We start from the raw sequence: 19,659 nt of genomic DNA, 5'->3' as shown, positions 1-19,659 counted from the left end.
GGCCGGCCGCGCGCCCGGCGGCGCTTGCCCTTCTTGCCGCGAGCGCCGTCGTAATCGTCATCGCCGTCATCGGTTGCGTGGGCTTCGTCCTGGCCCTCGCCCTCGCCATCCTCGCGGTCCGGGCGCCGCGGGCGCCGGCGGCGCTTCTTGCGACGGCCGTCCTGATCGTTTTCGTCCTCGTCGTCGGAGCTCGTGACGGTCTCTTCTTCCTCCGCCGGTTCCTCGGGAACCTCGAAGTCGTCGTCCATGTCGCCGTAATCCGGCCGGATCGGCTCGATGCGGGGCAGGTCGGAGATCTCGCCCCGGTCGATCGCGAACATTTCCGCGCTGACGGCCGGATCGGCCTCGATCGCGATGTGCAGGCCGAAGCGGCCCTCCATCTCGGTGATCGTCTCGCGCTTGTGGTTGAGAATGTAGAGCGCCGTCTCCGCGGTGGTGCGCACCGTGACGTGGTGCTTGCCGTTGCGCATCAGATACTCTTCCAGAGAGCGGATCAGATGCAGGGCGACGGATTGCTGCGAACGCACATGGCCGGTGCCGCCGCAATGCGGGCAGGGCTGCATGGTGCTTTCCAGAACGCTGGCGCGCATGCGCTGGCGGCTCATTTCCAGAAGGCCGAAATGCGAGATCCGGCCGACCTGGATGCGGGCGCGGTCGTTCTTCAGGCATTCCTTGAGCTTCTTCTCGACGGCGCGGTTGTTGCGGTTCTCCTCCATGTCGATGAAATCGATCACGATGAGACCCGCAAGGTCGCGCAGGCGAAGCTGGCGCGCGACCTCCTCGGCCGCCTCCAGGTTGGTCTGAAGCGCGGTGTCCTCGATGGAATGCTCGCGCGTCGACTTGCCGGAGTTCACGTCGATGGCGACCAGCGCCTCGGTCTGGTTGATGATGATGTAGCCGCCGGATTTCAGCCGCACGCTCGGCTGGATCAGCCCGTCGAGCTGTGCCTCGATCCCCGTCTTGGCAAAGATCGGCTGCGCCTCGCGCCAGGGCTGGACCATCTTGGCATGGCTCGGCATGAGCATGCGCATGAAGTCCTTGGCCTCTCGATAGCCGTCCTCGCCGGACACCAGGATCTCGCTGATGTCCTTGTTGTAGAGGTCGCGGATCGAGCGCTTGATCAGGCTGCCTTCCTCGTAGACGAGGGTCGGCGCCGTGGAGGCGAGCGTCAGTTCGCGCACGCTGTCCCACATGCGCATCAGGTATTCGTAGTCGCGGCGGATTTCCGCCTTGGTGCGATTGGCGCCCGCGGTGCGCAGGATCACGCCCATGCCCTTCGGCACTTCGAGTTCCTTGACGACTTCCTTCAGGCGCTTGCGGTCGGCCGAATTGGTGATCTTGCGGGAGATGCCGCCGCCGCGCGCCGTGTTCGGCATGAGCACCGAGTAGCGCCCGGCCAGCGACATGTAGGTGGTCAGAGCGGCGCCCTTGTTGCCGCGCTCTTCCTTGACGACCTGCACCAGGATGATCTGGCGACGCTTGATGACTTCCTGGATCTTGTACTGGCGGCGCAGGGCGCGCTGGCGGGGCCGGGCCTCTTCCATCGCGTCGTCGCTGCCGACCGTGTCGACCTCGTCGTCATCGCTGTCGTCGTCGTCATCGTCGGAGGCGTCCTGCTGTCCGCCGCCACGCCGGCCGCGATTGCGCCGGCGGCGACCGCGCGAGCGGCGTCCGTTGTCCTCTTCGCCGTCGTCCTCGTCGTCAGAGGAATCGTCGTCGCCGTCGCCTTCGTCGTCGGCATCGGTCTCGGGCGCTTCGGAGATGACGTTGTCGTCCTGCTCCGTGCGGGCCGCGATGGTCTCGGAGCCGCCTTCGGACGCGGTGGTCTCGTCGGCATCGGCGTCCGCCTCGTCGTCGGCCTGGTCGGCGCTTGCGGCGGCTTCTTCAGCCTGGCGCTCTTCCCATGCGGCGAGGATCGCGTCGAGGGCGACCGGTTCCGCCTCGGGGACGGCCTGCACGGTCTTCTCGTCGCGACGGCCGGGGCGGTTCTTGCGGCCGCGCTTGCGGCGCGAGGAGCGGCGGTTGTCCGCAGCGGGCTCCTGATCCTCGTCCTCTTCCTCGGCCAGCCGCGCCTCTTCGGCCAGCAGCGCCTGCCGGTCGGCCAGCGGGATCTGGTAGTAGTCCGGATGGATTTCGGAGAAGGCGAGGAAGCCGTGGCGATTGCCGCCGTAATCGACGAAGGCCGCCTGCAAGGACGGTTCGACCCGCGTTACCTTGGCCAGGTAGATGTTGCCGCGGATCTGTTTCTTGTGTTCCGATTCGAAATCGAAGTCTTCGAGGCGGTTACCTTTGACTACAACAACTCGTGTTTCCTCCCGATGGGAGGAGTCGATCAGCATTTTGTTTGACATTGATTCTTGTTCCGGCAGCCGCGCATTCACCCGGAGGTTGCAACCGGTGGCGCGTGATCCGGCGTCTCTGCGCCGGGCATGTGCTGCTCATTGGGAGTCTTGTCGGCTCGTGCGACGGCACGGCGAGAAATGGAGACTCTCGGTCCTGCCGTGTTTCAACAACGGTACTGGTTGAAAAAAACGCCATGAAAAGGGCCAACAAAACGACTGCACTAGGGCTCCGCTACGGAAGCCGGTTCATTTGCTCTTCGCAGAGCCGGGCTCCTCGCAATCGGAGCCCGTTGGATTGTGCCGCCAGCTTACAACCGAACTGGCAGGCGAAATCTTCGAAACGGTCGGGGTGCGATTTACGCTCCTCCGTCGGGTCAATCTATGATTTTGGCAACAGCGCTGCAAGCGTTTTAATTTGGAACAGCGACACCTTGCCGCTTGAAAACACTTGACATCAGGGCGCCCGGTAAAGAACCGGTTAACCATGATGGCATATCAAGGCGCATCATGAGGCTGTGCGAGCAAAACCGGTCCGATGTCGTGCGGGAGGATGTCTTGCGGGTGAGTGGCGCGAGGGGCCGGTTGCGGCCATCGGCCGGATTCCCGCGAGCGGTCGCCGGCGCATGGCTCGTCCTGGCCCTGCTGGTTTCCTCTCTTCTTCTGTCTCCCGTTTCCTCTCCCGCCGCGGCCGCGTCGCATGTGCCGATCGCGCTGGACATGCGGATTGCCGGCGACGACACCGTGACGCGCATCGTCATCGAGTTCGACCGGCCGGTCGAGGTGTCGCATCTGCTGCTCGCCAAGCCGTGGCGTCTCGTCCTCGATTTCAACAAGATCGGCTACGGGTTCGACGGGGAGGCGATCAACACGTCCGGCCTCGTCTCCGCGGTGCGCTACGGCGACATGGGCGGCAATCATTCGCGGCTGATCTTCCGCACCCACCGGCCCTTCAAGGTCATGGACGTGCGCGGCCGCCAGGACCGGGAGACCGGTCGTCACAATGTCGTGATCGATCTCCAGGTGACGGGCGAGGAGGCCTTCACCGACGCGCTCGACCGGTCCATCACGACAAGCGCCGTGATCAACACCGCGCAGAAGCAGGATCGCCTCGGGGCCGTGCGCGACCATGACAGGCCGTTCACGATCGTGATCGATCCCGGCCATGGCGGCATCGACAACGGCGCCAAGGGCGTGGGCGGCACGCAGGAAAAGGACATCACGCTGGCCTTCGCCAAGACGCTCAGGGACCGTCTGGCGAAGTTCCCGGGCGCGCGGGTCTACATGACGCGCGAGACCGACGTCTTCATCACGCTGTCCGACCGGACCGGCTTCGCCCGCCAGCACGAGGCGGACCTGTTCGTCTCCATCCATGCGGACTCGCTGCGCCAGCACGGGGTGCGCGGGGCGACGATCTACACGATCTCCGAAAAGGCGTCGGACCAGGTGGCGGCTTCGGTCGCGGCCAACGAGAACCTGGCCGACTCGATGGCCGGCGTGGAGCGGCCCGAGGGTGACGACAGCGTCTCCGACATCCTCGTCGATCTCGCCCGGCGCGAGACACTGGGCTTCTCCGTACAGTTCGCCCGGCTCGCGATCTCCGACATGAAGGGCTTCGCGCGGCTGATCAAGAACCCGCACCGCTATGCCGGCTTCCGCGTGCTCAAGGCGCCGGACGTGCCGTCGGTCCTGATCGAACTGGGCTACCTGTCCAACAAGGAAGACGAGGCGCTTCTCAACGAGAAGGAATGGCGCGCCGGGCTTGCCGACAGGCTCGCCAACGCGATCGAGAAATTCGCCGCCCTGTCGTCGCGTCAGATCGGCGCGTCGGTCGCGTCCGGCGGGTAGAACCCGTCTTTTTTGCGCACATGCCATTGTGCCGTCCCATTTCGGTAGAAAGGCATGGTTTCATGCATGGCGCGACTCCTGTATGCCTCGCGCCGGACACGGGGTAGAGTCGCCCGCCGCATGCGGAGGCGACTGAAAGAGATCACATGCTTCGCTTGCTTGGATATTTCTTCGGAATCGGGACGGTCATGGCGCTTGCGGTCGCGGCCGGGGTCATCATCTATATCGGTGACCTGACCAAGGACCTGCCGGATTACGAGGTCCTCGCCAATTACGAACCGCCGGTGACGACGCGCGTGCATTCCGCCGACGGCCAGCTGATGGGCGAGTTCGCCCGCGAGCGGCGCCTCTACGTTCCGATCCAGGCGGTTCCCGACCGCGTCAAGGCGGCCTTCCTGTCGGCGGAAGACAAGAACTTCTACACCCATCCCGGCGTCGATTTCCTGGCGCTTGCCCGCGCGATGATCGTCACCAACCTGGAGAACATCCAGAAGGGGCGCCGGCTCGTCGGCGCATCGACGATCACCCAGCAGGTCGCCAAGAACTTCCTCCTGACCAACGACCGCACGATCGACCGCAAGATCAAGGAAGCGGTTCTGGCCTTCCGCATCGAGCAGGCCTATTCGAAGGACCGCATCCTCGAACTGTATCTCAACGAGATCTTCTTCGGCGCGGGCGCCTACGGCATCGCGGGCGCGGCGCTTACCTATTTCGGCAAGTCGGTCAACGAGCTGAACCTGCAGGAGGCGGCCTATCTCGCGGTGCTGCCCAAGGCTCCGTCCAACTACCATCCCTTCGACGACACGGAAGCGGCGACGACGCGCCGCAACTGGATTCTCGACCGGATGAACGAGAACGGCTACATCACGGCCGAAGAGGCGACCGCCGCCAAGCAGGCGCCGCTCGGCGTCAATTTCCGCCGTTCGGGCTCCTATGTCTTCGCGTCGGAATATTTCACCGAGGAAGTGCGCAAGCGCATCATCGACCGCTACGGCGAGGACGCTCTCTACGAAGGCGGCCTGTCGGTGCGCACCACGCTCGATCCGCATCTCCAGGAGCTTGCGCGCAAGGCGCTGCAGCACGGGCTGATCCAGTATGACCGCGAGCGCGGCTATCGCGGGGCGGTCGACACGATCGACACGGCCGGAGACTGGGGCGCGGCGCTGGCCGACATGAAGGACATGTCCGACGTGCCGGAGTGGAAGCTTGCCGTGGTCCTGAACATGGGCCAGAACGGCGCCGAGATCGGCTTGCGGCCCGAGCGCGAAACGACCGGCGACCTGTCGGCGGAACGCCAGACCGTGGCGCTTCCGGCCGCCGGCATCGAATGGGCCAAGACGCGCCGCGCCGACGGCCGCACCTCCAAGGTGAAGAGCATCACCGACGTGCTTTCGGTCGGCGACGTGGTCTATGTCGAGAAGACGGGCGACGCCTACGAGTTGCAGCAGGTGCCGGGGATTTCCGGCGCGCTGATCTCGATGGACCCGAACACCGGCCGCGTGCTCGCGATGGTGGGCGGCTTCTCCTATTCGCAGTCGCAGTTCAACCGCGCGACGCAGGCCTATCGCCAGCCGGGTTCGTCCTTCAAGCCGATCGTCTATTCGGCGGCGCTCGACAATGGCTACACGCCCGCCTCGGTGGTGCTCGACGCGCCGATCCAGCTCGTTTCGGGCGGCGAGGTCTGGCAGCCGAAGAACTATGGCGGCGGCTACGCCGGTCCGTCGACCCTGCGCCTCGGCATCGAGCGCTCGCGTAACCTGATGACCGTGCGGCTTGCCAAGGACATGGGCATCGAGCTGATCGCCGAATATGCCGAGCGGTTCGGCGTCTACGACAACATGCAGCGGGTTCTGGCCATGGCGCTGGGCGCGGGCGAGACGACGGCGCTGCGCATGGTTTCGGCCTATTCGGTCATGGCCAATGGCGGGCGCTCGATCGAACCGTCCTTCATCGACCGTGTGCAGGACCGCTACGGCCGCACGATCTACAAGCACGACCAGCGCATCTGCGAGGCGTGCAACGTGGAGCGCTGGGCCGGGCAGGACGAGCCGCAGCTGATCGACAATCGCGAGCAGGTGCTCGACCCGATGACCGCCTACCAGATCACCTCGATGATGGAAGGCGTGGTGCAGCGGGGCACGGCGACGCTGCTGCGCGACCTCGGACGGCCGCTGGCCGGCAAGACCGGCACGACCAACGAGGAAAAGGACGCCTGGTTCATCGGCTTCACGCCGAATGTCGTCACGGGCGTCTATATGGGCTTCGACCAGCCGCAGCCGATGGGCCGCAACGCGACGGGCGGGCATCTCGCCGCGCCGGTGTTCAAGGAATACATGTCGGCCGCGCTGGCGGATTCGCCGATCGCCGACTTCCGGCTTCCGGCGGGCATGAACGTGATCGAGATCGACCGCAAGACGGGCATGCGCGCTTCCGGCGGCGAGGACACGATCCTCGAGGCCTTCAAGCCCGGCACCGGACCGGCCGATTCCTACCAGGTCATCGGCATCGAGACGGTCGCGGTGGAAATCGAGGAGCAGCAGGCGATTTCGCCGCGCGCCCAGGAGGCGATCCAGAGCGGGCAGGGCGGTTTGTTCTAGGCCGCCCGGCTTCCTCTCTTTACACGGCCGCCCGGCACGCCTAAATCCGGCGCCTGACACTTTCACGCGAGTCCGAAGGAAGACCCATGCGCGCCGAAACCTCGACGCTCGTCGACGACATCAAGCAGGCAATCAGCCTGCTGAGGAGGCATCTTTGACTGGGATCAGTCCGTCAAACGCCTAGAATATCTGAATTCCCGCGCCGAAGATCCCGATCTCTGGAACAATGCCGAGGAAGCGCAGAAGCTCATGCAGGAGCGGCAGCGCCTCGAGGACATGATCGGCGCCATCCGCGGTTTCGACCAGTCGCTTGAAGACAATGTCGAGCTGATCGCGCTCGGCGAGGAAGAGGGCGACAGCGAGACCGTCGGCGAGGCCGAACAGGCGATCCGCGACATCCAGGCCGCCATCGACAAGCGGTCGGTGGAAGCGCTCCTTTCGGGCGAGGCCGACAGCAACGACACCTATATGGAAATCCACTCCGGCGCCGGCGGCACCGAGAGCCAGGACTGGGCGTCGATGCTGCTGCGCATGTACACCCGCTGGGCGGAACGGCGCGGCTTCAAGGTCGAGGTCGTGGAACTGCAGGCCGGTGAAGAAGCGGGCATCAAGTCGGCGACCATCCTGGTCAAGGGCCACAACGCCTATGGCTGGATGAAGACGGAATCGGGCGTGCATCGCCTCGTGCGCATCTCGCCCTACGATTCCAACGCGCGGCGGCACACCTCGTTCGCATCTGCCTGGGTCTATCCGGTGATCGACGATTCCATCGACATCGAGGTTGCCGAGAGCGATTGCCGCATCGACACCTATCGCGCGTCGGGCGCCGGCGGCCAGCACGTCAACACGACCGACTCGGCCGTGCGCATCACGCACATCCCGACCGGCATCGTCGTGCAGTGCCAGGCGGAACGCTCGCAGCACAAGAACCGCGCGCGGGCGTGGGACATGCTGCGCGCCCGTCTGTACGAGGAAGAGCTGAAGAAGCGCGAGGCGGAAGCCAACGCGACGGAAGCCACCAAGACGGAGATCGGCTGGGGCCACCAGATCCGGTCCTACGTCCTGCAGCCCTATCAGCTGGTCAAGGACCTGCGCACCGGCGTGGAATCGACGTCGCCCTCCGACGTGCTCGACGGCGAGCTCGACGAATTCATGGAAGCTGCGCTCGCGCACCGGGTCCATGGCGGCGATGTCGAAGTGGAGGATGTGGAGTAGGCGCCAAGGCGCCTGCTTCGAACTCCTAGGAGGTATCGGCCTCTTTCAGGGCGTGGATCGCGAGCGCATGGCACTCGCGCAGCACCTCGTCGACGGCGCCACCGGCGCGTCGGCGATGGCCTGGCGGACGGCCCGGCCGCATCTCGTGAAATCGACAGGGTCCCTCGTGCCGATCGCGCCGCGCCCGCCAGCGGGCCAGACGCTTCGCGTGACCGGGCAGGTCGTCGAGCGCCCGCTTCAGCGCCGCCAGCCGGCGGCAGAGACCTTTCGCATCGACTTCATCGCCAGGCCTGGCAATCCAGTTCTCCGGTATCGGCCTCGGCTCGGACAGGCCGAGACAGGTGATGCGCGGGTAGCTCACAGGGCGGCGGTAGAAGGGCCGGGGCACCGGGTCCGGTAGCGGATCGACGATCGCCAGCGCGCAGGTCGGCTCGTTTGCGGCGGTGCTGCCGCGTCTTGACCCCTTCGATGCGACAACGGTCCGGCGCGGCGGCAGGACCACCACGATGTCATGCGCGGCGATCAGCACCAGCCGACGGGCGGCGGCTTCCGCCGGGCGAAGGATGCGGAAGACGGCGGTGCGCAGGTAGCGCGGCAGCGTCTCGACGATGCCGGCCTCGTCCATTCCGGCCATGGCGAACATGCGCGCGACGATGCGCAGAAGCGCTTCGCGGTTGCGGTCGATCGCCAGGGCCCAGTCCACTCGCCTTCGTCTCCGTCGTTTGAAACCCGCGGCCCGCGGGCCGGTGGCGGCATAAGTCACTTGCCGGGCGACAGCGTATGGGGGGCGCGGAGGCCGGTGGACCGACTGCCGGGGCTGGCCGGCCTGCGGACACGCGCAAACGGCTGACCTCCTTGGGAAAATCCGCTGCGCGAGGGAAGTGCGCGTCAGACGTCCGTCCACCGGAAGCGGGGGCGTTCGCGACCGATCGGCATCGGCGGAGCGCCGTTATGAGTGAGCCGCCCGAAAGCAACGCCAAGGATATTTCTGCGAATTTGACCTTGTGACGCAATGCACAGCGATGGAACCTTTTCGCCGGTAGGTTCGTTTCAAATCCTGATTGGAGAGAAACAATGGAACCGATCGTTGCTGTTATGCTGGTTCTGGGATGTGACCACTCGATGATGGTCTGCCGCCAGGCTCCCGAGCCGATTGTACAATACGCCTCTGTCGAGAGCTGCGAAGAAGAAATGGGCATCCGCGTCCGGATGATCGACGACTACCCGATGGCTGTCGTCGAATGCATCAAGATGCCGGAGCTGGCCTCCGGGCAGAACGTCGTCGTCGATTGGCGCTTCGACGCCACGGGCGGCCTGATTGCCGAGGCTCGTGTCCGCGACACCGGCCAGATGACAGCCGACGCTTCCACCGTCACGGCCCAGGCCGGCGGTGTGTGATCAGCGGGGGCGCCGGGGTCTGACCTCCACCCGCTCGGCGCTCCCGCTAGAACTGGCCGCTCCCGATGCTTCAAGCGTCGGGAGCCCGCGCCAGCCTCATCTCCCGGCCCCTCGAGCCGTTCAAATCGAGACCTCCCCGACATTTCCATCCGTCATTCCCGCCAGAAGGCGGGGGAGAGCAGCACCAGCACGGTGAAGATCTCCAGGCGGCCGAGCAGCATGGCGAAGGACAGGATCCATTTCGCCGAATCCGGCAGCGGGCCGAAATTGCCGGCCGGTCCAATGATCGAGCCGAGACCCGGGCCGACATTGGCGAGCGCCGTGAGAATGCCGGACAGCGACGTCAGGAAATCCGTGCCCGTCAGCGTCAGCGCGACGCTCAACAGGCTCCACAGCAGGATGAAGGCCGTGAAGAAGAGCAGGATGACGCCCAACGTCTGTTCGTCGACCGAGTCGCGCCCCGATCGGACGCTCGCCACCGCGCTCGGATAGATGAAGCGGTCGAGCGCGCGGCGCAGAATGCCGTAGAGCGCGATCCAGCGATAGGCCTTCACGCCGCCGGAGGTGGAGCCGGAACAGCCGCCGAGAAACGTCGCCATGAACACCAGCGCGATGGCGAACGGCCCCCATTGCAGATAGTCGAAATTGGCGTAGCCCGTCGTCGTCACCAGCGAGACGATGTTGAAGACCGCGTGTTCGAAACCCAGCGCCAGTTCCTCGGCATGGGTGAGGTCGAGATAGACGGCGAGGATGATCGCGAGACCCAGCGTGTAGGCCAGCATGATCACGACCTGGTTATCGCGGAACATGTCGAGGCGGCCCTTCAGCATCAGCACGATCAGCGCGGTGAACGGCGTCGCGCCGACCAGCATGAAGACGATCGCGACCCACTGGGTGGACAGGTTCGGGAAATAGCCGAAGGAGGCGTCGTGGGTGGAATAGCCGCCTGTCGACAGCGTCGTCATGGCGTGGTTGACCGCGTCGAACACCGTCATGCCGGTGAGCTTGTAGAGCATGGCGCAGACGATCGTCGACGCGATGTAGATGCCGATGATCGAGGTGGCGAAGGTGGACATGCGCGAGAAGGGGCGGTCGTAGCGGTCCGAGGATTCCAGGCGGAACACGGAGCTGCCGCTGATCTTCAGATAGGGCAGGATGAACAGGCCGAGCGCGATCACGCCGAGCCCGCCGACCCATTGCAGGATCGAGCGCCACAGGAGGAGCCCCGGCGGCAGGCCGTCGAGCCCGCTGATCACGGTGGAGCCGGTGGTGGTGATGCCGGACATGGATTCGAAGAAGGCGTCCGCCCAGGACATCTGCAGCGAGGACTCGATGAAGGGCACCGCGCCGGCGACCGCGAAGGTCAGCCACAGCATGTTGACGAGGAGAAAGGCGAAACGTGTCGAATAGGCCGGGCGGATGCCGCGCGTCGCCGCTGCGATGATGGTGGACAGCGTCACGATGACGGCGGACGAGATCGCGAAGACGAGCCAGTCGGGATTGCCGAAATAGAGGTCGGTCAACGCCGGAATGAGCATCAGGGCGGCGAGCCAGGTCGCGAAGACGGCGCTGACGTGGATCGCCGCGCGCAGATTTCTGCCTTTCATAGCCTCTCCTGCCGATACGCGGCCATGATGGCGCGACGAGCGATGCTGGCCAAACCGGTAGCGGGCCTATAGACCCGCGTGAAGGCGAAAACCACAGGTTTGTGGGCGCCGGTGCAACACGGACTGTCGATGATGAGCGAATTCCTGACTTCTGTCGCGGATGCGACGACCGCCATGCGGAGCCTGTTTCCCGAAACGCCGCTGCAGGAAAACGTCTTCCTGTCGCAGAAATACGGGCACCGGATATTCCTCAAGCGCGAGGACCTGTCGCCGGTGCGCTCCTACAAGATCCGCGGCGCGTTCAACTTCATCCGCAAGCGGCTTGCCGAAGGCGTGGACGGGCCCTTCGTCTGCGCGTCGGCCGGCAATCACGCCCAGGGGCTGGCCTATGTGTGCCGGCATTTCGGCAAGCGGGGCGTGGTGTTCATGCCGGTGACGACGCCGCAGCAGAAGATCGACAAGACGCGCGCCTTCGGCGGCGACAATGTCGAGATCCGGCTGGTGGGCGACTATTTCGACGACTGCAACCGAGCTGCCCTAGACTACGCGCAGGAGCATGGCGCGGTGATGGTGCCGCCCTTCGATCACGACGACATCATCGAGGGGCAGGCGTCGGTGGCGCAGGAAGTGCTGGCGCAGGCGCCGGACGGCCTGCGCTTCGACCGGGTGATCGTCGCCGTCGGCGGCGGTGGGCTGGCGAGCGGGCTGACGCGCTATTTCGGCGAGGCCGGCGAAGCGGCCTCGTTCACCATGGTCGAGCCGGCCGGCGCGCCGAGCCTGCGCAGGAGCCTGGAGAAGGGCGAGCGGGTGCGGCTGGAGCGGTTCGACAATTTCGTCGACGGGGCCGCCGTCGGCCAGATCGGGGCGAAGACTTGGGACCGGCTGAAGGCGTTTTCGCCCAACGACGTCGACCTCGTGCCGGAGGACCGGCTGTGCACGACGATCATCGAGATGCTGAACATCGAGGGTGTCGTGCTGGAGCCGGCCGGCGCGCTGGCGATCGACGCGCTGAAGGATCTGCCCAAGTCCACGGGCGCGCCGCGCGCGATCCTGTGCGTCGCGTCGGGCGGCAATTTCGATTTCGAGCGGCTGGCCGAGGTGAAGGAGCGGGCGCTGAAGGCGGAAGGGCGGAAGAAATATTTCGTGCTGCGCATGCCGCAGCGGCCGGGCGCGCTGAAGGACTTCCTCAACCTGCTTGGCCCGGAGGACGACATCACGCGGTTCGAATATCTGAAGAAATCGGCGCGCAATTTCGGCTCGGTGCTGATCGGGATCGAGACGAAGAACCCGGGCGGTTTCGCCGCGCTGATGGCGCGGATGAACGACAGCGGCATCGCCTGGCAGGACATCACCGACAACGACCTGATGGCCGGGATGCTGGTCTGACGGTCAGACGATGTCGTCGTCGAGCGCGGCGTCCGGTCCGGTCGGGATGAGCGATCGCTCCCGTCTGATCGCCTGGTGGCGCTGAGGCGGGATCTTGCCGGATCGCGACAGCAGGATGGCGACCGGGCGGGTGCCTTCGAATTCCGAAAAGATGATGACGAGGATCGCGGTGACCGGCACGGCCAGGAGCGCGCCGGAAATGCCCCAGATCGACCCCCAGGCGGTTACCGAGACCAGGATGACGAAGGGGCTGAGATTGAGCGAGCGGCCCATCAGGCTCGGCTCCAGATAGCTGCCGACGAAGATCTGGCAGAAGGTCAGGCCGAAGAAGCAGGTGGCGATCATCGACCAGTCGCCCTCGAACTGGACGATGGCGATGGTCGTCGGCGCCAGCACGCCGGCCATGGAGCCGATATAGGGGATGTAGTTCAGCAGCGCGATCAGCACGCCCCAGAAGGCCGCGAAGTCGAGCCCGATCACGATCATGACGATGTAGGAGATCATGCCGAGCACGAGGTTGATGAAGGTCTTGGCGATCAGATAGTCGCCGACGCGGTCGTTGATCGTGTCGACGATCTGGCTGATCAGCGTGCTGTCGGCCGGCGTGCGGCCCATGCGGGCGAGCTTGCGGGCGAAGACGCGGCGTTCACCGAGGGCGAACGCGGTGTAGACGGTGATGACGAACACGGTGCCGACGAGGACCGAGATCGAGGTGACCGTCGAGCCGATGACCGATTGCAGGCGGATCTCGCCGAATACGTCGCGCCGGATCGTCGCCCAGGTGGGCTCGGTTTCGAAGCCGAACTGCACCGCAAGGCCCTGGATGATGCGCAGAAGCGAGGCCTGGTATTGCGGGATCAGCGCGATGACCTGGTTGATGTTCTGGATGATCAGCAGGACGAAGGCGGTGATGATGAAGGCGATGATCAGGATGGAGATCAGGAAGCGGATCGGACCCGGCATCAGCGGGCCGACGACCGGCAGGAGCTCCATGCGGCGGGCGAGCGCGGCGACGATATAGGCGACGATGACGCTGGCGATGACCGGGACGAAGACGTTCTGCCCGATATACAAGATCCAGCCGATCATGAGCGCGAGCGCCATGCCGTAGACGAGATTCCGGAATCGATCGTGGGCCTGCATCATGTCCCGCATTTCGGTTCAGTCACCTCTCCATTGTGGAGATTGCCGCGCCGTTTTCAACTGCGTCTTCAACATCGTTTGTGCGTGACAGCGCTAAAGCCCCTCGACGAACTGCCGGATGGCGGCGGCGACCGTCTCGTTGTTGGAGGGCGACAGGATGTCTCCGGCGATGACGTGGTTGGAGGGATTGTCGGTGGTTTCGACCGGCGACACGGTGACCGGGCCGCCCCAGCGCTTGGCGATCGCCGCGGTGACCGACTGGTCGACAACGGTGTCGTCCGGGTGGAAGACGAAAAGCGCCGGAATGGCGATGTCCTCGACGGGCAGGGCGGCGGTGTATTTGACGAGGGCGGCCATGGGCAGGACCGCGCGGGAAGGATAGCGCGTCGTCCAGTTTTGGCCGTGCGCCTCGTTTTGCGGCTTGAAACCGCGTTCCTTGCCGACGACGAGCCGGACGAGGGTTTCGGCGAAGGGCCAGGTGAGCATCTGCGAGCCGGACGCGCGGATGGCGAAGTTCGGCGAGATCAGGACGACGCCGTCGATGCGGTCCTTCAGGTCCGGCATGCTGGCCGCCAGCGTGGTGAGCGTGCCGCCCGTCGAGGTGCCGATCAGGACGACCTTCTCGCCGATGCGCTCGGCGATCGCGACGGCCTCGGCGGCGTCCTGCACCCAGGCGTTGACGGTCGCCTCGGCCATCGCCTCGCCGTCGCGGCCGTGGCCGGCGAGGCGGGAATAGAACAGGTTGGCGCCCAGTTGCGAGGCAGCCATGTCGGGCACCGGCCGGATTTCGGCCTTGGCGGCGGAGAAGCCGTGCAGATAGGCGAGGGCGACGGGCGTCTTGGCGTGCGAGGCGGGATAGGCCCAGACGATCTCCTTGGCGGCGGTCGGGCGCACGTCGTCGAATTTCGCCTCCTCGTCGCGCAGATAGGCGTCGAGATCCTCGCCGAGCGCGGCCGGGTCGAAGGCGAGGCTGAGGTCGACGGGCTCGCGGGGGGCGAAGACCCAGGCAAGCGCGCCGGCGACGATGAGGACGAGGAGAAGGGCGATCACGGTCCTGAACCAGGCAAAGCGTCTTCGGGGTCTGTCTGCGGTCATTCGGCCACTCGGTCATGTGCGCGGCCGATGATGGCCGCGATGAGGCGTTTACGTAACCGTAAAGGCGGTCCGGAAGCTTGGCAATTCATGCCCTGACGGCAGGCCGCAAACGAGGATCGCCGCCCCGAAGGACGGCGATCCGCATGCGGGTGGGGCTGTTCGCGCTTACAGCGTGATGCGGAAGCTGGCGAAGCCGTCGGCGCCTTCGCCGGCGGGCTCGATGGTCACGCCCTTCACGTCGCCGGCATATTGCGCGCCCTTCGGACCGGTCTCGAAGAGCACGGTCGCGCCCTCGACCGGGGCGAAGGTCCAGTTGGCGTCGGCCGACGGGTTGATGGTGCCCTGGTCGACGATGTAGCGCACGATGACGTCGCGGTTGGTGTCGGGCGCCGACAGGATGACGACGTCGTTGTTGATGCCCGGGAAATTGCCGCCGCCGCCGGCGCGGTAGTTGTTGGTCGCGACGACGAATTTCTGAGTCGGATCAACGGGTTTTCCGTCAAACATCAAGTCGGTGATGCGGCTGGCGTCGGCATTGGCGATCTCGCCCTTGGGCGTGTATTTCGCCGGCTGGGAGAGGTCGATCTTGTAGGTGACGCCGTCGATCACGTCGAAATTGTAGGACGGGAAATCCGGGTTGATCAGCGGCTGGTCGGCCTTGCCGGGCTCGACCTGGTTGAAGATGCCGGCCGACATTTCCAGCCATTCCTTGACCGTCGCGCCGTCGATGGCGACCGCGCGCACGGTGTTGGGATAGAGGTAGAGGTCGGCGACGTTCTTGATGGCGACGGCGCCGGCAGCGACGTCGGTGTAGTAGTCCGGACCGCCACGGCCGCCGGCCTTGAAGGGGGCGGCGGCGGAGAGAACCGGAAGGTCCTTGTATTCGCCGTCCTTCAGCAGGTGGGAGACGTACCAGATCTGCGCCTGGCTGACGATCTGCACGGACGGATCGTCGGCGACGAGGGCGAAATAGGAGTAGAGCGGCGCCGAGGTCTCGCCGACCGGCGTGCGGACATAGGCGAGCGTCGCCTCGTGCTCGTCGGAAACGGCCTCCTCGACGGCGGCCAGGTTCTCGACCTGCGGGACGACCTTGCGGTTCTCGTCGCGGACATAGATCGGACGCGCCTCCGACATGCCGTCGATGACCTTCCAGCTGTTGCCGTCACGCTCGATCAGGAGATCGATCAGGCCCATATGCGAGCCCCAGAAGCCGCCCTGGACCGCCTGCTTGCCCATCAGCGTGCCCTTGACGTTGTCGACGCCCTCGATGCCGTCGAAATCGCCCGGGAAGACGCGGTGCTGGTGACCGGTGAAGACGGCGTCGATGCCTTCGACGCCCGCCAGGAAGAGCGAGGCGTTCTCCATCATCTCGGTCTGCACGCCGTCGATGCCGGAGTGCGACAGCGCGATGACGATGTCGGCGCCTTCCTCCTTCATCTGCGGCACCCAGGCCTTCGCGGTCTCGACGATGTCACGCGTCATGACGTTGCCGACGAGGTGGCGGGAATCCCAGGTCATGATCTGCGGCGGCACGAAGCCGATGATGCCGACACGCACGCGCTGCGCGTTGCCGGCGCCGTCCTCGATGGCCTTCTCGAGAATGACGTAGGGCTCCATGTAGAGCTTGTCGTCGCGCGGATTGGCAGCGAGCTGGGTGCCGTTGACGAGGTTGGCGCAGACGATCGGGTAATTCGCGCCGGCATTGACCTTGTCCATGAAGGACAGGCCGTAGTTGAACTCGTGGTTGCCGAGCGTGCCGCAATCGTAGCCGAGCACGTTCATCGCCTCGATGACGGGATGGACGTCGCCGTCATTCATGCCGCGCTCATAGGCGACCCAGTCGCCCATCGGGTTGCCCTGCAGGTAGTCGCCATTGTCGATCAGCATCGTGTTGGTGGCTTCCTTGCGGAACCCGTCGATGATCGAGGCGGTGCGGGCGAGGCCCATCGTGTCGTTCGGGCGGTCGGCATAATAGTCGTAGGGCAGAACGGCGACGTGGATGTCCGTCGTCTCCATGATGCGCAGATGCGCCTGGTTCGCCTGCGCGCGCGCCGAATAGGGGTGCAGCGCGATCATCGCTCCCGTGGCGGCCGCGCCGGCGAGCAGCGAACGCCGCGTGATCGGATGCAATGCGAGCGTCGATTGGTTTGAAGACATGATTCACTCCCTTTGGAAGACGACGGATGGATATCGGAAACAATCCGCTTTCGATGGCATACGCATTGCATTTCGGTGTCAAGACTGTGACACCCTGCGATAATTGACAGGCGGCGGGGCCGGGTCCCATGCTGCCGCGACAGGAGTGAGGTCATGGCTGGTTTTCTCAAGCGGCTCTTCGGCGGTTCCTCGGAGGGGGGCGAAGCGGCCCCGCCGTCCGGCGATCCGGACGAGGTCTACAAGGATGTCGAGGTGTTCGCGCGTCCCGTGAAGGAAGGGGGGCAGTGGCGCGTCGCCGGCCTCCTGCGCAAGCAGGTCGACGGAGAGGCGGTGGAGCGCAAGTTCATGCGCGCCGACCTCTTGCCGGACGAAGAGACGGCCAGAAGCGCGGCGCTCGGCAAGGCGCGGCTGATCGTCGACCAGAATGGCGACGGGCTGTGGCGCGGCGAGGACCGCGCGGTGTGACGACGGATGACGCCGCTCGGCTTGACGTAAGGCCGGGCCGGCCTTAGGCGGAACACCCGCTCACCGAGGACCGAGAGAGCCATGCCGGCATACGAGTATCTTGCGGCACCCGCGCTGACGATCACGCCGGTGGACAAGCCGCTGACCGGAAAGGCGACGCCGCCGGGATCGAAGTCGATCACCAACCGCGCCCTGCTGCTGGCCGCGCTGGCGCGGGGCGAGAGCCGGATCACCGGCGCGCTGAAGAGCGACGACACCGCGCATATGGCGAAGGCGATCCGCGCCATGGGCGTGACGGTGGAAGAGCCGAACCCGACCACCTTCGTCGTCGCCGGAACCGGGGCGCTTTGCGAACCGGCCGAACCTCTCTTCCTGGGCAATGCGGGGACCGCGACGCGGTTTCTGACCGCGGCGGCCTCGATGGTCCAGGGCACGGTGACCGTCGATGGCGACAAGCACATGCGCAAGCGGCCGATCGGCCCGCTGGTCACAGCGCTGCGCGACATGGGCATCGACGCGGAATCGGTCGGCGGCTATCCGCCCGTCACGGTGCGCGGGCATGGCCGCTTCGCCGGCGGCCGCGTCGAGATCGACGGCGGGCTGTCCAGCCAGTACGTCTCCGCCATCCTGATGCTCGCGCCGCTGGCCGACGGTCCGGTCGAGGTGGCGCTTGTCGGGCCGCAGATCGGCGCGCGCGGCTATGTCGACCTGACGTTGACGGCCATGCGCGCGTTCGGCGTTTCCGTCGAGCGGCGGGGCGCGGCGGAATGGCGGGTCGAGCCGCAGCCCTACAAGGCTGTCAATTTCTTCGTCGAGCCGGACGCGTCGGCCGCCACCTATCTGTGGGCGGCGGAACAGCTGACCGGCGGGAACATCGACCTGGGCGTCGCCACCGACGCCTTCACCCAGCCCGATGCGCGGGCGCGCGCCATCATCGCGCAGTTTCCCGACATGCCCTCCGTGATCGAGGGATCGCAGATGCAGGACGCCGTGCCGACGCTGGCGGTGCTGGCCGCCTACAACAATACGACGGTGCGTTTCACCGGCATCGCCAATCTGCGCGTCAAGGAATGCGACCGGATTTCGGCGCTTCGCAAGGGGCTGAACAACATCAGCCAGGGGCTGGCCGAAGAGGAGGAGGACGACCTGATCGTCCATGCCCGGCCGACGCTGGCCGGGGCGACCGTCGACGCGAATATCGACAGTTTCGCCGACCACCGCATCGCGATGAGCTTCGCACTTGCCGGCCTGAAGACGGCCGGCGTGACCATCCTCGATCCCGGCTGCGTGTCGAAGACTTTTCCGGCCTATTGGGAAGCCCTCAAGTCGCTCGGGGTGGGTCTGCGGGAGACCGGCCCGGAGTGATCGTTGGGTGCGGACGCGCGTAAGCAAACGCTTTCCCTTGAGGACCGAGCTGGCATGGACGCCGCCGCGTCACGAAGGAGTCCCAAAATCTTGCTATTCGCGATATAGCGTTGGCCGACCGAAGGAAGCGAACGAAGCCAAGAGCAGCGACAGATGCGAATTCCAGGCCTGATCCGTGAGCGTGCAGCACACCTCTTCCTCGCTGTTTTTCTCGCCGTTGGAATGAGTTCGCCTGCCCGGGCGGAGCCGCCGCGGCCGGACACGGACCTCGTGGTCATTCTTGTGCGCGACGCGATCGCAGCACTCAACCAGGCCAACTGGACGGGCAACTACACCGTGCTGCGCGACTATGCGTCTCCCAACTTCGCCGCCGTCAACGATCCCGCCAGGCTGGCGCAGATCTTCCAGGCGCTGAGGGAGGAGAAGGTCAATCTCGCGCCCGTGTTGGTGCTGCCGCCGACCTTCACGCAGGCCGACATGATCGACAACGGCAAGCGGCTGCAGGTGCGCGGGTTCTTCGACAGCCGTCCGAGGCGCGTGAACTTCTACGCGATCTTCGAACCGGTGGAGGACCGGTGGCGCATCTTCGGGCTCTCCGTCTCCACCGCCGCCGTGCAGCCGGCGAATGCCGCGCCCGCCGCAAATACCGCGCCCGCCGCAAATACCGCGCCCGCCGCGAACACCGCGCAGGCGCCGAATCCCGCACCTGCGCCGGCGCCGCAGGCTGCGCCCGCGACAAGCCCCGAGCCGACCCGAAGCGTGGAGCCGACACGAAGCATCGTGCCGACACGAAGCACGCTGCCGACGATCGAGCCGGAGGTGCAACCGGAACCGGAGCCGCAGCCCGAGCCCGCCGCCGAGGCGTTGCCGGTGCCCGCGGCGGACCCTGAGCCTATACCTGCGGCAGAGGCGGAGACTGCGGCGGAGCCGGATCCGGAACCGCTGGCCGAAACGCGCACCGAGCCCGTCGCGATACCCGTGCCATTGTCCCGCCCGATCCGGTGACGTTGGGTCACTGGAGCTTCCCTTGCGTCGCGCAAGGGT

The 19,659-nt window shown here is 65.8% G+C and carries 14 protein-coding genes; 8 read left to right on the top strand and 6 right to left on the bottom strand.

Annotation, left to right across the window (positions count from 1 at the left end):
* A partial coding sequence (locus tag MRY80_RS02295; protein ID WP_293287493.1) for an Rne/Rng family ribonuclease occupies positions 1-2,351 on the bottom strand: 2,351 nt, incomplete at its 3' end.
* Positions 2,352-2,903: 552 nt separating this feature from the next.
* Here MRY80_RS02295 and MRY80_RS02290 point away from each other — a divergent pair.
* The 3 genes from MRY80_RS02290 to prfB all read left to right on the top strand — a co-directional run bounded on the left by MRY80_RS02290 (position 2,904) and on the right by prfB (position 7,999).
* Positions 2,904-4,187 (top strand): N-acetylmuramoyl-L-alanine amidase, encoded by a 1,284-nt coding sequence (locus MRY80_RS02290; protein WP_293287491.1) that lies wholly within the window; start codon positions 2,904-2,906, stop codon positions 4,185-4,187.
* A gap of 146 nt (positions 4,188-4,333) precedes the next feature.
* Positions 4,334-6,784: a penicillin-binding protein 1A gene (locus MRY80_RS02285; RefSeq protein ID WP_293287489.1), complete on the top strand. Its 2,451-nt coding sequence runs from the start codon at positions 4,334-4,336 to the stop codon at positions 6,782-6,784.
* An 86-nt stretch (positions 6,785-6,870) separates the two neighbouring features.
* Positions 6,871-7,999 (top strand): peptide chain release factor 2 gene (prfB, locus tag MRY80_RS02280; RefSeq protein ID WP_293287487.1). Its coding sequence is split into 2 segments (ribosomal slippage): positions 6,871-6,939 and positions 6,941-7,999, totalling 1,128 coding nucleotides; the frame shifts between segments, so codons are not numbered across the junction.
* Between the two features lie 25 nt (positions 8,000-8,024).
* Here the strand turns inward: prfB and MRY80_RS02275 are convergent.
* Positions 8,025-8,702 (bottom strand): hypothetical protein, encoded by a 678-nt coding sequence (locus MRY80_RS02275; protein WP_293287485.1) that lies wholly within the window; start codon positions 8,700-8,702, stop codon positions 8,025-8,027.
* Positions 8,703-9,073: 371 nt separating this feature from the next.
* Here MRY80_RS02275 and MRY80_RS02270 point away from each other — a divergent pair, with 371 nt between their 5' ends.
* The gene (locus tag MRY80_RS02270; RefSeq protein WP_293287482.1) at positions 9,074-9,397 is read left to right on the top strand and encodes a hypothetical protein; all 324 of its coding nucleotides are present in this window, start codon (positions 9,074-9,076) and stop codon (positions 9,395-9,397) included.
* A 152-nt stretch (positions 9,398-9,549) separates the two neighbouring features.
* Here the strand turns inward: MRY80_RS02270 and MRY80_RS02265 are convergent, their stop codons facing one another.
* Positions 9,550-11,004 (bottom strand): TrkH family potassium uptake protein, encoded by a 1,455-nt coding sequence (locus MRY80_RS02265; protein ID WP_293287480.1) that lies wholly within the window; start codon positions 11,002-11,004, stop codon positions 9,550-9,552.
* 132 nt (positions 11,005-11,136) lie between these two features.
* Between MRY80_RS02265 and ilvA the strand changes: the two genes are divergently transcribed.
* Positions 11,137-12,390: a threonine ammonia-lyase IlvA gene (gene ilvA, locus MRY80_RS02260; RefSeq protein WP_293287478.1), complete on the top strand. Its 1,254-nt coding sequence runs from the start codon at positions 11,137-11,139 to the stop codon at positions 12,388-12,390.
* Positions 12,391-12,393: 3 nt separating this feature from the next.
* On the opposite strand, the gene MRY80_RS02255 is transcribed toward ilvA, so the two are convergent.
* The 3 genes from MRY80_RS02255 to MRY80_RS02245 form a co-directional block, all read right to left on the bottom strand.
* Positions 12,394-13,536 (bottom strand): AI-2E family transporter, encoded by a 1,143-nt coding sequence (locus MRY80_RS02255; protein ID WP_293287476.1) that lies wholly within the window; start codon positions 13,534-13,536, stop codon positions 12,394-12,396.
* Between the two features lie 90 nt (positions 13,537-13,626).
* Entirely contained in the window at positions 13,627-14,628 is a 1,002-nt protein-coding gene (locus tag MRY80_RS02250; RefSeq protein ID WP_293287474.1) for an alpha/beta fold hydrolase, read from the bottom strand.
* A gap of 165 nt (positions 14,629-14,793) precedes the next feature.
* On the bottom strand, positions 14,794-16,785 hold the full coding sequence (locus MRY80_RS02245) for a bifunctional 2',3'-cyclic-nucleotide 2'-phosphodiesterase/3'-nucleotidase (protein ID WP_293287471.1): 1,992 nt from the start codon (positions 16,783-16,785) through the stop codon (positions 14,794-14,796).
* A 153-nt stretch (positions 16,786-16,938) separates the two neighbouring features.
* Between MRY80_RS02245 and MRY80_RS02240 the strand changes: the two genes are divergently transcribed.
* From MRY80_RS02240 to MRY80_RS02230, 3 genes are all read left to right on the top strand, one after another.
* Entirely contained in the window at positions 16,939-17,250 is a 312-nt protein-coding gene (locus MRY80_RS02240) for an HlyU family transcriptional regulator (RefSeq protein WP_293287469.1), read from the top strand.
* A gap of 81 nt (positions 17,251-17,331) precedes the next feature.
* The gene (gene aroA / locus MRY80_RS02235; RefSeq protein WP_293287467.1) at positions 17,332-18,615 is read left to right on the top strand and encodes a 3-phosphoshikimate 1-carboxyvinyltransferase; all 1,284 of its coding nucleotides are present in this window, start codon (positions 17,332-17,334) and stop codon (positions 18,613-18,615) included.
* A 222-nt stretch (positions 18,616-18,837) separates the two neighbouring features.
* Positions 18,838-19,620 (top strand): hypothetical protein, encoded by a 783-nt coding sequence (locus tag MRY80_RS02230; protein WP_293287465.1) that lies wholly within the window; start codon positions 18,838-18,840, stop codon positions 19,618-19,620.
* Positions 19,621-19,659: the final 39 nt, after the last annotated feature.

It is taken from the genome of Oricola sp., from assembly GCF_022763245.1.
GTDB lineage: Bacteria > Pseudomonadota > Alphaproteobacteria > Rhizobiales > Rhizobiaceae > Oricola.
The sequence above is the reverse complement of the archived record's forward strand: the minus strand, read 5'-3'. Positions and strand labels throughout refer to the sequence as shown.

Excerpts from the sequence above, each read along its gene's own strand:
- MRY80_RS02250 (WP_293287474.1), bottom strand. The coding sequence starts at position 14,628 with ATGACCGCAGACAGACCCCGAAGACGCTTTGCCTGGTTCAGGACCGTG.
- MRY80_RS02255 (WP_293287476.1), bottom strand. The coding sequence starts at position 13,536 with ATGATGCAGGCCCACGATCGATTCCGGAATCTCGTCTACGGCATGGCG.
- MRY80_RS02245 (WP_293287471.1), bottom strand. The coding sequence starts at position 16,785 with ATGTCTTCAAACCAATCGACGCTCGCATTGCATCCGATCACGCGGCGT.
- ilvA (WP_293287478.1), top strand. The coding sequence starts at position 11,137 with ATGAGCGAATTCCTGACTTCTGTCGCGGATGCGACGACCGCCATGCGG.
- aroA (WP_293287467.1), top strand. The coding sequence starts at position 17,332 with ATGCCGGCATACGAGTATCTTGCGGCACCCGCGCTGACGATCACGCCG.
- MRY80_RS02230 (WP_293287465.1), top strand. The coding sequence starts at position 18,838 with ATGAGTTCGCCTGCCCGGGCGGAGCCGCCGCGGCCGGACACGGACCTC.
- MRY80_RS02240 (WP_293287469.1), top strand. The coding sequence starts at position 16,939 with ATGGCTGGTTTTCTCAAGCGGCTCTTCGGCGGTTCCTCGGAGGGGGGC.
- MRY80_RS02285 (WP_293287489.1), top strand. The coding sequence starts at position 4,334 with ATGCTTCGCTTGCTTGGATATTTCTTCGGAATCGGGACGGTCATGGCG.
- MRY80_RS02265 (WP_293287480.1), bottom strand. The coding sequence starts at position 11,004 with ATGAAAGGCAGAAATCTGCGCGCGGCGATCCACGTCAGCGCCGTCTTC.
- MRY80_RS02270 (WP_293287482.1), top strand. The coding sequence starts at position 9,074 with ATGGAACCGATCGTTGCTGTTATGCTGGTTCTGGGATGTGACCACTCG.